12 protein-coding genes are annotated in these 15,132 nt (G+C 66.8%); 2 read left to right on the top strand and 10 right to left on the bottom strand.

What is annotated here, in order from left to right:
- The 8 genes from H074_RS00370 to eccD form a co-directional block, all read right to left on the bottom strand.
- Positions 1-2,659, bottom strand: a 2,659-nt coding sequence (locus H074_RS00370; protein WP_007028022.1) for a WXG100-like domain-containing protein, incomplete at its 3' end; no start/stop codon positions are given.
- A gap of 118 nt (positions 2,660-2,777) precedes the next feature.
- Complete coding sequence (locus H074_RS00365) at positions 2,778-3,104, bottom strand: hypothetical protein (RefSeq protein ID WP_007028021.1); 327 nt, start codon at positions 3,102-3,104, stop codon at positions 2,778-2,780.
- A 442-nt stretch (positions 3,105-3,546) separates the two neighbouring features.
- Positions 3,547-6,051 (bottom strand): large repetitive protein, encoded by a 2,505-nt coding sequence (locus H074_RS00360; RefSeq protein WP_235096624.1) that lies wholly within the window; start codon positions 6,049-6,051, stop codon positions 3,547-3,549.
- Between the two features lie 87 nt (positions 6,052-6,138).
- Entirely contained in the window at positions 6,139-6,507 is a 369-nt protein-coding gene (locus H074_RS00355) for a hypothetical protein (protein ID WP_007028019.1), read from the bottom strand.
- 90 nt (positions 6,508-6,597) lie between these two features.
- Complete coding sequence (locus tag H074_RS00350) at positions 6,598-6,891, bottom strand: WXG100 family type VII secretion target (protein WP_007028018.1); 294 nt, start codon at positions 6,889-6,891, stop codon at positions 6,598-6,600.
- Between the two features lie 36 nt (positions 6,892-6,927).
- The gene (locus tag H074_RS00345; RefSeq protein WP_007028017.1) at positions 6,928-7,257 is read right to left on the bottom strand and encodes a hypothetical protein; all 330 of its coding nucleotides are present in this window, start codon (positions 7,255-7,257) and stop codon (positions 6,928-6,930) included.
- Between the two features lie 162 nt (positions 7,258-7,419).
- Positions 7,420-8,850 carry a type VII secretion protein EccB gene (gene eccB, locus H074_RS00340; RefSeq protein ID WP_007028016.1) on the bottom strand — a complete coding sequence of 477 codons (1,431 nt, stop codon included), beginning with the start codon at positions 8,848-8,850 and terminating at the stop codon, positions 7,420-7,422.
- Entirely contained in the window at positions 8,850-10,244 is a 1,395-nt protein-coding gene (gene eccD / locus H074_RS00335) for a type VII secretion integral membrane protein EccD (RefSeq protein WP_007028015.1), read from the bottom strand. The genes eccB and eccD overlap by 1 nt, the downstream gene beginning before the upstream one ends.
- 137 nt (positions 10,245-10,381) lie before the next feature.
- On the opposite strand from eccD, the gene H074_RS00330 reads away from it, so the two are divergent.
- Entirely contained in the window at positions 10,382-10,636 is a 255-nt protein-coding gene (locus tag H074_RS00330) for a Smr/MutS family protein (protein ID WP_007028014.1), read from the top strand.
- A 263-nt stretch (positions 10,637-10,899) separates the two neighbouring features.
- On the opposite strand, the gene H074_RS00325 is transcribed toward H074_RS00330, so the two are convergent.
- Positions 10,900-11,517: an isochorismatase family protein gene (locus tag H074_RS00325; RefSeq protein WP_007028013.1), complete on the bottom strand. Its 618-nt coding sequence runs from the start codon at positions 11,515-11,517 to the stop codon at positions 10,900-10,902.
- 269 nt (positions 11,518-11,786) lie between these two features.
- Between H074_RS00325 and H074_RS00320 the strand changes: the two genes are divergently transcribed.
- On the top strand, positions 11,787-13,625 hold the full coding sequence (locus H074_RS00320) for an anthranilate synthase family protein (protein ID WP_235096623.1): 1,839 nt from the start codon (positions 11,787-11,789) through the stop codon (positions 13,623-13,625).
- On the opposite strand, the gene H074_RS00315 is transcribed toward H074_RS00320, so the two are convergent.
- The gene (locus tag H074_RS00315) at positions 13,596-15,128 is read right to left on the bottom strand and encodes an FAD-dependent oxidoreductase (RefSeq protein ID WP_007028011.1); all 1,533 of its coding nucleotides are present in this window, start codon (positions 15,126-15,128) and stop codon (positions 13,596-13,598) included. The two genes, H074_RS00320 and H074_RS00315, sit on opposite strands and share 30 nt — an antisense overlap.
- Positions 15,129-15,132 lie beyond the last annotated feature (4 nt).

Genomic DNA, 15,132 nt, shown 5'->3' with positions numbered 1-15,132 from the left:
ACACCCCCACCACCCTCCCCACACCATCCCGCAACGACACAAAATCCACATCAGACAACCCAACCCGACCACCCCCCACCACATCCGACAACAACACCGGATCCCCCACCGACCCCACCGCACCGGCGGTCCCGCTCCCGGTTTCCGCTTCCGGCGTGACCGAAGCAGCCAGGTGCGCAGGAACCTGCGGAGCCGGCGTGTTCGAGGTGGCAGGCCGGGTGGGTCCATCCGATGTGACGGCTCCCGGCGTCGTAGACCGAGGTGTGGAAGTCGTGCGGGGCGTGGACGTTTCCGGAGCCGGACGGGCACCCACACCGTCTCGTGACGACAACGGCCCCGTGGGCTTCACAGCACTCGATTGCCGAGTGGGCGACCCATCGCTACCCGCAAGGGACGGCGCCTGCCGCGACTCCGGCGCACCCGGCCGCGCGGGGGTGGTCGTCGAGCCGGTGACTCCAGCATGGGACGGTTCCTTCACCGGGCGGGAGCCATCCCCGGTCCCCGGAGCCGTCGCAGGACGATCGGACTGATTCGTGGTTCCGGACGCGGTCGCGGGAACGCGCTCCGGTACAACGCCAGGTGACGAAGACGAGACCTGCTGACCCGGTGTCCGCGAGGTGGACGGCACCTCACCACCCGTACGGGACGGCGCCTCCGGCGCGCCCGGTCGCGCGGACTGGCCTTGCGTCTGAGGCTGCCCAGCAGACGCCGCCGATTCCAGGCGCGAACCCGCGCCCGGCTGCCACTGGGGCTGTGTGTTCGTGGCCGCGCTCGACTGGTTGCCGGACTCCGTGGCCGGCCGCGAAAGCCCAGCCGCCTGCTGGCTTCCCGGCGTCGTCGACGAACGCGAATCCCCGCCGGTCTGCTGGCCGGCCGGTGCGGAAATGGAGTCCCCGCGGGCCCCGCCGCTTGCCTGTACCGGCCCACGAGCGACCGGCTGGGCCCCGGTTTCCGTCGCAGACCCCGTCTGCCGGCCATCCGTCGCTGCCGCGGACCCCCCGCGAGACCCCGCACCTGCCGCCACCTGATCGGTCACACCCGCGACCCGCTGCTCACCCGACTCCATCGACGGCTGGGTGAAGCCCGTCGCCCGCTCCTGCCGGCCATCCGGCACGGTGGTCTCCCCACGAGAACCGTCCGTCCGAGTCTGCTCGCCCCCGACGGTCGCCGCGGGCGCGGATGCTTCACCGGTGCGTCCACCGACCTGGGTGGCGGGCTCTTCGCTCGTGATCGGAACCTGCGACGCGGCAGTGCTTTGCGAACGCTGCCCAGTTGGTGAACCGTCGGAAGCGGCCACCTTCTCCTCGCCGGCGAGGAAGTCGCGCAGGTCCGGCCGTCCGGCGCTCTCGGTCGCGATTTCCGGCCGCGCAGGAGCGTCCGAGCTGAAAAGTGTCCCTAATGGACTCTTATCCGAAGCCGAGACGTCGCGCACCGTCTCGGTGACGCCATCCTTTGCGGACTCGTTCTTTGTCGATGTCGATCCCGCCTCGGGTATGATCAGCGGCTGCCGCTCCGGCTTCTCGTCGTAGGACGGCGTCTTGTTCTCCGAGTCCGCATAAGGTGGCGGCTGTTCGGATTCGCTTCTGCCACTACTGTCGCCCTCGCCGGACTCCGACTTTTCGTCGCCGCCCACTGCGGACGCCGTCGCCGGTTTCAACCACCCGAGGCCAAGCCTGTCAAGATTATCCAAAAAGGATTGGCCCAGCACGGTCGCGCCAGTCCCGGTGACGCCGCCGCCCCTGCCGCCCGGGCCGGACAACGCACCCAGGATGCCTTCCCACATGACGCCTTTTTCGTCCTTGAGTGCGAGAAAGACCAAAGGATTGCTGAACGCGACCATGGCGACCTGGCCGATCCCGTAGCCTGCCGGGCCGGCGATGTCGAAGGTCTTCTGCCAGCCACGCGGCAATTGGTGCCGGATCTCTTTCGAGAAGAAGTTGCCGGCGCCCCTGGCGAGGCCGTGGAATACACCGGCTGCCGCACCGCCGATGGCACCGCCGATGGCGGAGCCCTTGAGCGATTCGGTGTCCCACCCATCCCGGTTACCGCTCGCGATCTGACCACCCTGGATACCCGCGTCCACGCCGACCATGAGCGCCGCTCCACCTGCCGCCCATTTAGCGATCGTCGTACTCAGGTTCCAAAGCTGCGCGCCCACCTGCCGAACGGTCAGCTGGCTCAGTTTGGCCTTCAGCAGCTGCAGGATTCCCTGGATGGTGAGGCGGGCGGCCATTTGCACGACGGGGATGAAGATGGCACCGAACAGCGTCGAAAGCAGCTGGATGATCGCCGCGAGGGTCAGCGCGGCGAAGACGACCAGCATGATCTTGTTCTTCTGGATGTCGGCCGCGGCGTTCTTCGCCTGTTTCTCGAAAGCCGCCGCCTGCTGTTTCAGCTGCTCGAGACCGGTGGCCAGATCACCGCGCATGAAACCGAGGACCTTCGACGCCGTCACACCGTCGAACGACCGGTCGAGCTGGTTGGCGATCGAGGGGAATTCATCGAGAACAGCGTCGAGATCGTCGTGGAATTGCCCCCAAGCGTGGCTGATCGCCTTCAGCCCGCCCTCGCTTCCCTCGGGCCACTCCATGCCGAGGACGACCTTGAAGAAGTGCTGCAGGCTCGGCGGCAGGTGTGTGGTCTCGTCGGCGCCGTTCATCGGCCGCTGGGTACCACCGCCTCCGGTGCCTGAGCTCTCCTTCACCTCGTCTCCTCTGGTCGCCTCTCAGCCGCCTGAATCGCTCATCCACGCACGGGGAGTTCACCTGCCCGTGTGATCAGCCGGTCTGGCCCGTCGCCGCGTCGATCCGCGCGGCGCTTTCCTGATCCAAGTCGCGCAGGACGGACACGCTCTTGGCGATACCGTCCTTGAGCTGACCGGTGCCGTCACCGGCCTTACGGGCGCCCTCGCGGGTCTGTTCCGCGGGGTCGACGTAGTTCTTGGCGAACGCCTCGCCGATGTCGTCTTGACCCCAGCACCCGTGACGGTCGTCGAGAGTGACCTCGAGCGCCTTCAGGGAGTTGTTCAGCCTCTCTCCCAGCGCACCCAGGCGCGCGGCGGCGGCAGACGCCTCCTCCGGGTCCAGCCGGAAAGTCTCACCCATTCGTCCTCCGCTCCCGACTCGATCTCGTGTGGCGCGCCCGGTTTATCCCCGCGACAGCGACCACATCCGGACGACCAGTACGAACGCCGGACATTGACAACGGTTACACACGTTCGGCCTAGTACCAACGGATAACGTGGCCCGGGGTCCTTTTCTGGTTCTTGTTGCCCGTTTGTCCCCCAGGACCGGCCTTGATTCACACACGAGCCGTCCAGCCGTCACGTTCTGCGACCGCCTCTCCGGTCGTAGAACGATCCCGGATGCGTTCAGTCACCTACTCGCGGTCAGCCGATGGGGCGTGAGCGAACCTTCCCGAGTACGTGATGGCCCCCTTCCTCGCGCCAGGCGTAAGGAAGGGGGCCATCACGTATTTCAACGAGCAGGTATCCAAAAGACAAGGGGCACAGCCACTTCACGAAGCCGAAGGGAACGCGGCCGTGGATCAGTTCTTACCCAGGACGTGGCTCTGTGAATCGTCGTTCTCGCCCCAGGCGTCCTTCTCCGCCTGGATCCAGATCTGCGGTTCGCGCTCCTTCTCGCCCTGTCCGCCGCCACCACCCATGCCGCCGCCACCGCCCATGGGTCCCATCGGCCCCATCGGCATACCGGCTTGCTGACTCGCGCCGAGGCCTCCGGGCGCGCCTGCCGGGGACGGACCGCCTTGTGTGCTCACCGGCGCGCCGGCGGAGAGGGGTTGAGTGTCGAACTTGCCCGCGGCCGGTCCACCCGCGGTCGCGGGAGCCAGTCCCGCGCCGCCGCCGGTACCGGCTCCGCCCGCACCACCGACGATGTCTCCCTTGGCCGACGCGGACGGCTCGAGGAAGTCCTGCATCGCGCTGCCGCCGCCACTCCCGCCGATGGCGTCGATGGCCTTGTTGGCGGCCGCCTTCGCGTCGGCGAGTTCCTGCCGTTCGGCGGGTGTGTCGTCGGGCTGGGCCAGGGCGTCGATCGCCTTGTTCGCGTCTTCCCTGGCTTGCGCCAGCGCCTGGTCGTGCTCGGGGCCGGTGAGTTCGGGAGAGTCGTTGATCCGGTCGATGGCCTCGTTCGCGGCCGACTTGGCCGCGTCCAAGGCCTCTCGCCGCTGAGGATCGTCGCTCGACGTGCCGAGGCCGTCGATGGCCTTGTCCGCGGCGAGCTTCGCGTCTTGCACCTGTTGGAAGTGCTCGGGGGCCGCCATCTCGTCGATCGCGGAACTCATCGCGCCCTTGGCGTCTTCCAGGGCTGCCTTGCGCTCGGGATCGTCGGTCTGGCAGATGAGGTCGTCGATCGCCTTACTCGCCGACTCCTTCGCGTCGAGTAGCTGCGCACGATCGGCCTGGTCTGCGGGGTCCGCTCCTTCCTGACCGAGGACGCCGTCCACCGCGTCCGAGGCGGCTTGCTTGGCGTCGTCGAGGGCCTGCTGCCGAGTCTCGGAATCACCGGGCTTCGAGAGGTCGTCGATCGCGCCGTTGACGGCGTCCTCGGCCTCGCCCGCGGTGGGTCCGCCCGGACCACCGGTGAGACCGTCGGGGGCGGTCGGGCTGGTGAGCCCGTCGATCGCGTCTTCCGCAGCGTTCTTCGCGTCGTTCAGCGCCTGCTGGCGCGTCGGGTCGTCGGTCTTCTTGCCAAGGTCGTCGATCGCCTTGCCCGCTGCCTTCTTCGCATCCGCCAAGCCCGCCATCGGTGAAGCGAGTCCACCGCCTGTGCCCGCACCCGGACTCGTGCCCGGATCCAATGCGCCTCCCGCGCCTCCGGGACTGCCGGCCGACTCTCCTCCTGCCCCGCCCGTCAGGCCGTCGATGGCTCCCTGCGCGGCGTTCTTCGCGTCCTGCAACGCTTCTTGGCGGGCTGGGTCGTCCGTCTTCGCCGTCAGGCCGTCGATCGCGTCACCGGCCGCCCTTTTCGCGTCACCCAGAGCCGCCTTCTCGTTGGGCGACATACCGCCACCGGTCGGCGGGGTGGTCGCGCCACCCATCCCGTCGAGTCCGCCGTTCTTGCCGGTTCCGGGAGTCAGGGCTCCGGTAGGTGTCGCCTCATCCGCGCGCTTCTCTTGGGCGTTCTCCATCGCGTAGCCCGACTGCTGATCCTCACGAGGCTTCTTGTCGGCGTTCTCCATCGCGTAGCCCGACTCTTGATCCTCACGAGGCTTCTTGTCGGCATTCTCCATCGCGTAACCCGACTCTTGATCCTCACGAGGCTTCTTGTCGGCATTCTCGACCGAGTAGTTCGTCTGCTGATGCTCGTCCGGCTTCTGCGGAACGTTCCTCGTCCGCGCCTGATAGCTGTCCGCGGGCGCCGCGGTGGACGTGTCACCATCGGAGATGTAGAGCGGGACCAAGTCCGCGCCACGGGCGTTGTAGGCGGTTCCGAGCGTGCCCAAAGCGTTCTGCAGATCTTTCAGCAGCGCCGCGTCCGACGACGTTTTGATCTCCATCAACGCGAGCGGCAGCTGTGCCACGATGTCCTGAGCGGCCGACTCGCTGTTGGCGGCCTGGATCTTCCGCTGAGCGTCCGCCTGGAGAGCGGCGACTCGCTGGTCGTAAACCTGTTTCCCGATTTTCTGAAGTTGCCACCATGTGGTCACGAACGTCTGGACAGCGCGGCCGATATTGCCCATGTTCGTGCCGAACTGCTTACCCATCAAAGTGTCATAGACTTCGTCACTGGTGTTCAGGATCGCGGTGGCGTACTTCGTGAACGCCGCACCCGTTTCACCTTCCAAGGCGTCTCCGACGGCCTTGATCTGTTTGACGAATTTCTCATTGACGGCGGCGAGCGCCACTTCGGCGGCCTTGACGTCCTTCTCAAGGTTGTACCAAGCGGTGGTGGCCGAACCGTCCGCGGCGTTGACCAGGTCGCTGACCGCGGACTCGAGTGCCGCCAGCGTGGAGAAAGAGGAAGGGGCGAGGCCGGGCGGCGGTGCCGCGTACTGGCCGACCATCGGAGGCTTACCTTGAGAATCGGACATACGAGAGATCCCTATCTAGACAGCCAGCACCGAGGTCGACAGACGCGGACTCGCGCGGACCGCCCGGTTCCTTTCCCGGCGTTTGATTCAGGTGGTGACTACATCGGTTTCGGTCTTGGTGTCGTGCGTGCCGATCGCATGCGCGACGGCGCCTTCGAGACCCGTGATCACCTTTCCGATCTCATCGGCGTTCTGTCCATCGGCGCTCTTGAACCGGTCGGAAATTTCCTTGAGCTTCGCCTCCATCTCACCGAAGGCGACTTTGAGGTGCTCGGCGTGCCCGAGGACGGCGCCACGCCGATCGTCCACGACCCGCTCCAGCCAGACCGCCGGCTGGAAAATCCCGCCGTTCGGGCCGGCGGGCTTGAGTGCGTCGAAGGCACTCATGTCATCCATCAGCCGGCCGATGTTCTGGCCGGCCGCGGCGATTGCTTCGGCATCGAACTTCGTCGACACGTCGACTCCTTGCTCTCGAACGACCGTGGCCGTTCAGTTGCCCATGGAAACACGGTGTGCCGAGCGAATCCACCCGGCACACCGTGCGGTTCAGGAGATACCCTTGGCGCCGCCCCTGTCGGCCTGCGCCATCCGCTCCGCCGCGTCCTGCAACCTCGTGCGGAGGTTCAGCAAGTTGCTCCGGTGAACATCGAGACCACTCTGCAGGTTCAGAGAGCGCTGCTCGTATGCGGTCGCCGTCTCTCCGACCCAGTCCACCATGATGGCCTTGACCTGCGAACCGAGCGTGGTCGCCTGGTTGTCGATCTCATCGGCCTTTTTCATCATCATCGAGACACACTGCTCGATAACCGGGTAGTCGTATACAATCGATCCGTCAGCCATCAAAACTCCTTGGAAACGTTTACGCGGTGGTCGGGGTCACTTGCTGAGGAAGTTGGTGGTGTCCATGGGCACGTTCAGGATCGACTGCGTGTTGTCGCTGTCCGTGTCAACCTGGGCACCGGCCTCACGTCGCATGTCGCCGGCCATACCGTTCAGGTTGCTGAGTACCGTCTTGCGAACCGCCTCCACCCAGTCGCCGGTGACCGAGCTGAGTGCCCGAGTGGCCGCGCTGGTGCTGGCCGCGAGGGTGGATTCGACCTCCTTCTTGAGGTTGTCGAGCTGGTCGTCGACGCTGTTCGCTGTTTCCTCGTGCCTGGCGGCCTGCGCGATGATTTGCTGATCATTGAGCTTAGTGGAATGTGCCACTGTGCTTCCTCCTGCGATGAGTGCTACGACTTTGGTGAGCTCTACGTTTTCGTAGTAGCACGACCACTATTCAAGATTAGAATCCGCGCGTCGCCAGAAATGGGTCTTTTCGGGCCGAGGACTCTACGGTAGGGATTCCCCTTACGAGCGGAACGCTCGCGATCACGACCGCACGGCCTGGGCCTGACGGGCGGCGTTCGTGCTGAGCACCGGCCCGGTCGGCAGCAGATCGAGCAGTCGCATGGGAATCGGGACCGCCGCGGATCCGGCATAGCCGAGCGCGGTGATGGTCTCGGTGTCGGCCAAGGGATACTTCTCACCCACCTCCGTGACCAGATACGTCACGCCGGCGGTGGCACCTGGTGCGGGCAGATCCCGGGCGAGGAGGCCCCGGCCCGCTGGGATGGCCACCCGGTCGGCCGTCATGCCCGCCTGGTGCGTGCCCAGCGGAACCGAGGCCTGGGCGACCTGATTGTCGGGCAGGTACTCGGCCACCATCGCCTGCTCGGGACCCGCCGAGGGGTCCTGGCGGACACAGGGCTGCGAACCCTGCGGCGGGGTGACGACCTCCGGAGGAGTCGGGGGCAGATCGTTCGCGATCCCGGCCGTCGCCGAGATCGCCACTCCGCTCAAGGCGTCCGGCGTGACCCGGACGGCTTCGATCGGACCGTCCGGATAGGCCTGCCGGGTGCTCGGAGCACTCAGCAGAAGGGCGGCTCCGGTCCGGCTGAGTGCCGCCAGCCCGTCCCGGCGCACGAGGTAGTTCTGTTCGGTGCCGATCGCCGGGTTCCGCGCCTGGTAGATCTGGCCGACCAGGGTCTGCTTCCCGTCGATCACCGGCCCTGGCCGACCGAGATCTGGCACCTCTTGCGCGACGAAGTCGGGGCCTTGCGCGATCGTGTTCAGCCACAACGAAGGCGCCTCGATGGGACGCGACGTGCCATAGCCCAGCGCGACGGCGGCCGAACTACTCGGTAGTTTGAACCGCTTCCCGCGCGTCACCAGGTAGAGTTCACCGCTCGGAGCCGAGACGTAGTACGCCTGGCCTTCGTTGAGCACGCTGCCGGGCGCATGTCCCAAAAGGACACTTATGGACGCGCTCGGCGCGGCGGCGGCGGAACCGGGAAGTTGCGTACACACCGTCCACGGGCCGCCGGTGACCTTGTCGGCCGCGGGAAGCGAATCCGGCGCGCCGGCGATCCCGATCGGCTGGCCGACCGGAGTTCCCGCCAAGGAGCCCGGCGAAACGGAGGTGAGCTGGCCACCGGACTGACCCGCCACCAGCCGCGCGGAGGAGTAGTTGAGCACGGGGCGGAGCTGGCCGGCGAGGTAGACGTAACGCGCACCGCTGGTCTCGTCCATCACGATCGCGCCGTCCTGTTTCCAGGAGGTGTTTCCGGTGGAGGGCACGAACATGCCGAAGACGCCGAACACACCCATGGTCACCGCGGCGAGCACGAAGCCGAGCACCGTCCCGGTGGTCATCCGTTTGCTGGGTGATTCCAGCGCGTCCGGCTTGCCGTGTGTCACCGCGGCCGCCAACCGCCCGACCACGAAGAAGTAGGCCTGAACCTGGTCTTTGCGTGATTTCATCAGCCGGCCAGGTGTCGCATGAAGCTGTACACGTGCAGGACCTGCAAGAGGATCGGCAGTACCGCGATGGCGGTGATCAGTTCGAAGATCTCCACCGCGCGCCCCCAGTAGGGCCGGAATCGCTTACCGGGCAGACGTTCGCCGCCGAGCAGGAAAAGGCCGGCGACGAGGATCAGCGGGACGACGACCACGAAGCGGGTCTCCATCGGCCGTGCCAGGCCGAGACCCGCCGCGACCAGCAGCACTACGATCGCGGCGGGGGCCAGGACGGCCCACCGCTGGATCATGCCGCTCGGGTGGCGCGAACGCAGCACCAGAAGCAGGGCGACGACCAGCGCGAACGTGAGGTGCCAACCGTCGGTGCCGATATCGAGCACCGGCAGGAGCACGGCCTGCGCCGCTCCCACACCGGCGTGCAGCGCCGTCGAGTAGCCGAAGGTCGCCGCGCCGCGATCCACGACCACTTTGTGCGATACCGCGTCGATGTCTTCGTGCAGTTCCTCGGCGCCTGTGGGGAGCATCGGCAGGGTCAGCCCGGACAGGCGGAACGCGGTCGTCGGGATGAACAACGCCAGGATCAGGGAGACCACCAGGCCGATGGCGGTGGCCTGGCTGGGGTCGGCGGGGGTGACCGAACCGATCAGGCCGGTGATCAGCAGGACGATGGTGAACAGGATCGCGCCAGCGAACAGTGCGGCGCCGTCGGCGACCACCATGACCCCGGCCAGGAGGGCGAGCAGGGCGGCCGCCGCCGCACCGGTGAGGCTCATCATCTCGATCGCCGCCGGATCGAGCAGGAGCACCAGATACCAGCCCGCCAGCGTGGCGAAACCGACGCCGGCCCCGGCCAGGATCATGGCCGGGACGGGCTTGGCCGCGCCACGCGCCACCAGGGCCGCCGCCGCCAGGAGCACCACCGAGAGTCCGGTCGAGAGCAGTACCTGCGCCCCCACAGCCGCGTCGGCCAGCAGCAACCGACAAGCGAGCAGCAGGAGCACGACGGCGCCCAGCCGGAACATCCAGCCGACCCGCGCCGGAGTAAGCGCGCCGGGATGCTCACGCACCTGCTCCGCCACGCCGTCGACGAGGTCGTCGTAGTCGATCGCGGCGAGCTGCTCGGCACGGGGAAGAAGATGAAGACTTTCCCCGTCGACCAAGCTGAGCTGGAGCAAGGTGCGGTCTTCGTCCAGCGCGGCTTCACCGATCCGCTGGACCACCCAGCCCTCGTGCTCGGCTCCCTGCTCGATCGTCTCGGCACCGAACTGGGCGAGGATCGCGGGCAGCAGGTCGACGAGAGGAACCTCGGCAGGCAGCGCCAGATCCCTTGCCTGCCCACCCAGGACGAACCGTAGCCTCGCCGAACTCGTTGTGCGATGCTGTGTCTGCTCTTCCATCAGGCACCAGGCCCTTCCTTTCAGGTATAGACCCGTGTCCGGCCCAGACGCTAGCGCCGGGCCGCCCGGCGGGCGGCGCTCGCCGGACCGTTCTCGCCGAAAACGGGGAGAACCACTCACCAAGGAAGAAGGGCGCGATGCCGGAGAAGCTGACCGTGGACCTCCACTCGGTCTTCCGCAGCGACAGGGACATCGACAACGCGGTACGCCGCGCTCTGTTCCGGGGCGCCGCGGCGAAGGTGGCGGTGGTGGAGATCATTCCCGGCAAGGGGTCGGGGAAGCTCAAGAACCGGGTGCTCGCGATGCTGCGGCAAGCGCACCTGAAGAAGCTGTACCGGCGAGTGGAGGTCGCACCCGGGAATGACGGGAAGGTGTTGGTACATCTGAAGTAGGGGCTCGTGAGTGATCGGGGTCGTTCTGACGGTCGTAAAGGAGGCTTTCGCTGCCGTCGGATGTGGTCCTTGGTGACGGTGGGGCGGTTGTGACCTCGGCGGCCGGTCGTGAAGTACATGAAGGCCCCCTTCCTTGCGTCTAGCGCAAGGAAGGGGGCCTTCATGTACTTCCGCAAGGCGTGACTCGCGTGCTTGGGGACGTGACTCACGTGTCTGAATGCCGCACTCGGGGGCGGAGTCTGAGCACTCACGAGCCCCGAGGCTCAGCAGGCGGCGGGTGACAGGTCCGCGAGCAGGCTTTCGGTGTCCGGCGTCGCCGCGCACAGCCGTGACGCGTAGTCGATGGCCAACCGGTGGTAGTCGAGCGTGAAGTCCGCGATCGCGTCGGACACCAGGAACGGCTGGATGTTGTTGGCATAGGCGTCAGCGGCGGTGGCCAGGCACCCCACATGCGCGTAAACGCCGCAGATGATCAGCTGATCGCGTCCGTGCTCGGTGAGTTCATCCAGCAACGGCGATCGGTGAAAGGCGCTGTACCGCCACTTGGTGAGCACCCGGTCGTTCTCCCCCGGGCTCAGTTCGGCGACGATCGCGACGTCGTCGGGGCCGCTGGTCATGCCTGGGCCCCAAACGTCCTTGAGCAGACCTCGCTGCTCCTCGCTCATTCGGCCCGGCTGGGCGGTGTAGTACACCGGGATGCCGAGTCCGGCACACCGCTCCCGCAACCGCACGACATTGTCGAGCAAATGCGTCCTCGGCGACTCTCCTTCCGGAAAGAAATTGACGAAGAAATTCTGCATGTCATGAATGAGCAGGACGGCTCTGGCGGCCGAAATACGCCAGTCGACGACGTCGTCGGTCAGGTCACTCCGGGCGGGCATGGAATACGGGGATATGGCAGGGATAGACACAGTACCTCACTCTGACTCGCCTGGCGACGCCTGATCCGCACCGACACCGACCTAGATCCACAAAGGATTCTTGGAACACCTATTGTATACGGCCCGCGAAGATGTATACGTTGGCAGAGCTGGGCAACTCTGGAGGGACGGTGGCCATGGATGCGCCCTTCAAAGCGGTGCTCGACGAGTTGTTGACATCTGACCGGCAGTCTTTCGCGCTTCTATATCGCCCTGCCAAGGGTCGCTTCGTGGAACTGCTGAGAGGTTCGTCGCACAAGAACGAATCTCTCGTGGACATTGCTCTCCCGGCGGGTGAAGCCGTTCTCGCGGTGATACCTTACCGACAGCTCACCGAGCTCGGACTCCCCTGCCGTGACGACGGCCTGCCGTTGGTCACGCTGCGGGCCGAACACCGGATGCGCGTTCCGTTGCACGACGCTGTGCTCGCGCTGCCCGATGACGCCGTCGAAATGGCCAACACCGGCTTCGACGTCGACGACCGGACGTATGCCGAGATCGTGCGCACGGTGCTGGCCGAGAAGATCGGCCGAGGCGAGGGCTCGAATTTCGTGGTGAAGCGCACTTTCACCGCTGACCTTCCCGGCTACTCGCTCCGAACCGCCCTGTCGATCTTCTCCAGACTGCTGACCGCCGAGCAGGGCGCGTACTGGACCTTCCTCGTGCACACCACCGAGCGCACGTTCATCGGCGCCAGTCCGGAGCTGCATCTGGGTTCGTCCGCGGGCACCGCGATGATGAACCCCATCAGCGGCACCTACCGGTATCCACCGGAGGGGGCGAACCTGTCCGGGCTGCTCGACTTCCTGGCCGATGACAAGGAAATCGACGAGCTGAACATGGTGCTGGACGAGGAACTGAAGATGATGGCCGAGATGTGTCCGTTAGGCGGAAGCGTACGGGGGCCGCTGCTGCGCGAAATGACGCGGCTCGCGCACACCGAGTACCTGGTGACCGGACACAGCGGACTGGATCCCCGGGAACAGCTGCGCAAGACCATGTTCGCCCCCACGGTCGTGGGCAGTCCGCTGCGGAACGCATTCGACGTTGTCGCCGAGTACGAACCTGAGGGACGCGGTTACTACTCGGGTGTGGTGGCCCTGATCGGTGCCGGTCCGGCGGGGGAGGCGGACGTGGATTCCGCGATCTTCATTCGCTCCGCAGAAATCGACGCGAGTGGTCGACTGCGTGCCGGGGTGGGCGCCACGCTGGTGCGCCACTCCGATCCGGAAGCCGAGGTCGCCGAGACACATACCAAGATCTCAGGCTTGCTTTCCGCACTGGACGGTGCCGAGTCGGCTGCACGAGACAGGCCACCCGCCACCCTCCCCGGATTGTCGGCGCGGCCCGAGGTGACCCGTGCCCTGACGCAGCGAGCGAAGCGTCTTTCCGCCTTCTGGCAAAGCCCTCCTGAGGCACGGCGAGAGGTGAACCCGATGCTTGCCGGGCGGCAGGCGCTGGTCGTGGACGCCGAAGACGGCTTCACCGCGATGCTGGGCGTTCAACTCTCGGCGCTGGGACTGGAGCCGGTCATCCACCGGCACGGTGGCGCCATCGACGTCGAGGACTACGACCTGGTGGTCCTCGGGCCGGGCCCCGGCGATCCGCTGGACCAGCGGAGCCCGAGAATGGCCACGCTGCGTGCCTTGACCAGGACCGCGCTGTGCACCGAGACCCCGTTGTTGTCGGTGTGCCTGAGCCACCAGATCCTTTCGTCGCTGCTGGGGCTGCGCGTGGTCCGCAGATCCGTCCCGCACCAAGGCGAGCAGCGAGAGATCACGCTGTTCGGTGCCCGGCGCACGGTCGGCTTCTACAACACGTTCAGCGCTGTGTCCGCTATGGACACACTGCGGCATCCGCTGGTGAAAGGTCCGGTGGAGATCACCCGCGACCACGAGACCGGTGAGGTGCACGCGTTGCGCGGGACCACCTTCACCTCCCTGCAGTTCCACCCGGAGTCGGTGTTGTCCTTGGACGGGCTGGAGATCCTCGACCACGTCACGGCGTCGTTGTTCACCACGCCGGTTCAGGTCCACTCCTCAGTCGGTGGCCGCCGCCCGGCCGGCTGAATCACCGAAGGTGAGCGCCTGTCCGAGCGTCGTTCCGGTGCCAGGGTAGGCCATTCCGAACGGACTCGCCGCGGCGTTTCCCGCCGCGTAGAGCCCGGGAATCACCGAACCGTCCACGTGCGTCACACGGCCGTGCTCGTCGGTCTTCGGTCCGCCCTTGGTTCCGCCGAGGCCGGCGTGCACCGCGACGGCGAAGTACGGCGGCTCGCTCAGCGGCCGAAGGGTGGGTTCTCCGCCCGCGCTGTCGTACTCCCTTCCGCCCCGGCCGAATTCGGGGTCCGCCCCGGCCTTCGCGTTTTCGTTGAACCGGTCGACCGTTTCCACGAAACCGGCCGGGTCCACGCCGATGAGGCCGGCGAGTTCGGCGGTGGTGCCGGCCCGCAGCAACCACTCCGGTTCCGGTTCACCGGGGCGCACCGAACCGAACGCATGGCGTCCGCGCGCTTCGGCATCGAAGACCATCCAGGAGGGATCGGCTTCGAACCGGAAGTCTCGCGAGGAGAACGCGTGCATGGCCCGGCCGACGTCGTTGTAGCTTTGTGCCTCATTGGTGAACCGCCGTCCGCGCTGGTCGACCATGATCACCCCGGGGCGGGCGCGCTCGGCGAACAACATGCGGTGCACCGGCTCGCCGTCGATCTCGTCGCCGGGCACATGGAGGCACGGGCACCACCACGCCTCGGACATGGTGCCCAGCGCCGCTCCCGCGGACATCGCCAGCCGCAGTCCGTCACCCCGCGAACCCGGCGCGCCGATCAGCCCACGCACCGGGGCTCGCAGGAATGTCTTCAGCAGAGCGGAGTCCCGTTCGAAACCGCCGGTGGCCAGCACGACCCGGGCCCGCTGACGTTCGCCGTCGACGACGACGCCTTCCGGTGACCAGTAGGTCACCCTGGTCGAGGTCCGCACGTCGACACCGGCATCGAGTACCGCCTTCAGCAGCGCGGCCACCATTGCTTGTCCACCGACCAGCGTTCCGGTGCGCGACCGTTCGGACACCAGTTGCGGCGTGGCCGCCCCGGTGACCATTTCCGTCACCGTCAGCGGGGGACGCCAAGCCGAGGAAGGCCGTATGAGTGCCGAGACGGTGGCGGGCACCTTGAGTGGCAACGGTTCCAAAGACCGCACTCCTGATCCCATCCCGCCCGGACGCTCGCGATGGCAGTCCGGGTAGGGCAACGGCTGCCAGCGCAGCGCGGTGGCGGCTTCCAGCCGGCGCAGCACGCGGGGCGCCTCGGCGAGATAGTGCTCAAGCAGGGCCGGTGCGGTGTCTCCGAGGTCGAGCGAATCCAGATAGAGACGGGCCTGCTCGATGCTATCCACAATGGATCCGTCAGCGTGCACATGGTTTCCGGGCACCCATACCGCACCGCTCGACAATGCCGTGGTACCGCCGATCGTCGATGTCGCCTCGGCGAGCGTCACCTCGGCTCCGGCCTCCCGCGCGGCGAGCGCGGCGGCGAGCCCGGCGGCGCCGGAACCGAGGACGATGACCTTGACCATGCCG

This window comes from Amycolatopsis decaplanina DSM 44594 (assembly GCF_000342005.1).
In the GTDB taxonomy this organism is placed as follows: domain Bacteria; phylum Actinomycetota; class Actinomycetes; order Mycobacteriales; family Pseudonocardiaceae; genus Amycolatopsis; species Amycolatopsis decaplanina.
The sequence above is the reverse complement of the archived record's forward strand: the minus strand, read 5'-3'. Positions and strand labels throughout refer to the sequence as shown.